Origin of the sequence: Microcoleus sp. K5-D4 (assembly GCF_036704575.1) — a bacterium.
Taxonomy (GTDB): domain Bacteria; phylum Cyanobacteriota; class Cyanobacteriia; order Cyanobacteriales; family Microcoleaceae; genus Microcoleus.
Map to the genome: position 1 here is coordinate 1 of NZ_JAUBSD010000220.1, position 1,197 is coordinate 1,197.

1 protein-coding gene is annotated in these 1,197 nt (G+C 33.8%); it reads left to right on the top strand.

The genetic code is table 11. The features are described from left to right. The first annotated feature begins 68 nt into the window (after positions 1-68). Entirely contained in the window at positions 69-1,190 is a 1,122-nt protein-coding gene (locus QUA77_RS29150; protein ID WP_333454112.1) for an IS630 family transposase, read from the top strand. Positions 1,191-1,197 lie beyond the last annotated feature (7 nt).

Below are 1,197 nucleotides of genomic sequence, written 5' to 3' on the forward strand. Positions count from 1 at the left end.
TTGATAAGCTGATACGCAGCTAGATTGTATAATATAAATATAAAATAAGCGCTCATTAGTTAGAATGTATGCCAGCCAAAAACCATCTATCTCAAAATCAAAAACAGAGACTCGTTAAACTACTAAAAGAGTCTGAGGATAATTACGTGAGGGAAAAAGTTCTAATTTTGTTGCTAGTAAATGACGGAAAAACATATCGAGAAATTAGTGAATTTATGGAGATTGCTTACACAACAGTAGCTTATTGGTCAGTGCATGGCGACCCAGATAATTTGGATAGTTTTTTAGATAAAAGAAGCTCAGGAAATTTTCGCAAAGTCACTCCAGAGTATGAAAAAATATTGATAGATACAATCGATAAAGAACCGGCAGAATATGGATATGAATTTGGGAGATGGACGGCAGCCAGACTAGCAACCTATTTAGAAAAAGTCACAGGAATTAAATTGAGTGGTTCCCAAATATCCAGAATACTACATAAAAAAAAATACGTTTATATTTGGGCTAAATATAGTTTAGAGGACAAACAAAATCCAATTGAAAGAGAAGTATTTAAACAGAAGTTATCTGAGTATTTAAGAATAACGAAAGAAACCCCAGAGCTTTTACAGGTATGGTTTTGGGACGAGAGTGGATTCAGTTTACGAGTGATAAGAAGAAAAAATTGGGGTAAAAAAGGCAGTCGAAAAAAAATCACAGGTCAAAGGAAAAGAGGTAGAGTGAATATCATGGGTGGGTTGAGATATCATGACAAAAAAAGGTTAAATTTTGTGATAAAAAGAGGAGACTCGAATACCTTTTACGAGCAAATTAATGCCTTAAATGATTCGATAGTTCAAGAATGGAGAGAACTGGGAAATCAAGCTGAAGAATTTGCCGAATCGGGAATGAAGATTGTAATTATTTTAGACAATGCTAGTTTTCACAAAAAGAAAGATATTCTGAGCCAAATATCAGCCGAAATGCCTCATATTATTTTAGAATTTTTGCCACCTTACAGCCCCGATTATAATTTGATTGAATTGGTCTGGCATTCAGCGAAAGAATATATAGCACATCGACTGTTTAAGTCAGTAGAAGAATTGTCAGAATTACTACATAGATTATTAAATGAAGGAGAAATGGTTATTAAATGGGAGCGAAAAATCAAAAATAAAGGCAATGCTATTTTATCCGGTTTAGCTGCGTAGCAGCTTA

Excerpts from the sequence above, each read along its gene's own strand:
- QUA77_RS29150 (WP_333454112.1), top strand. The coding sequence starts at position 69 with ATGCCAGCCAAAAACCATCTATCTCAAAATCAAAAACAGAGACTCGTT.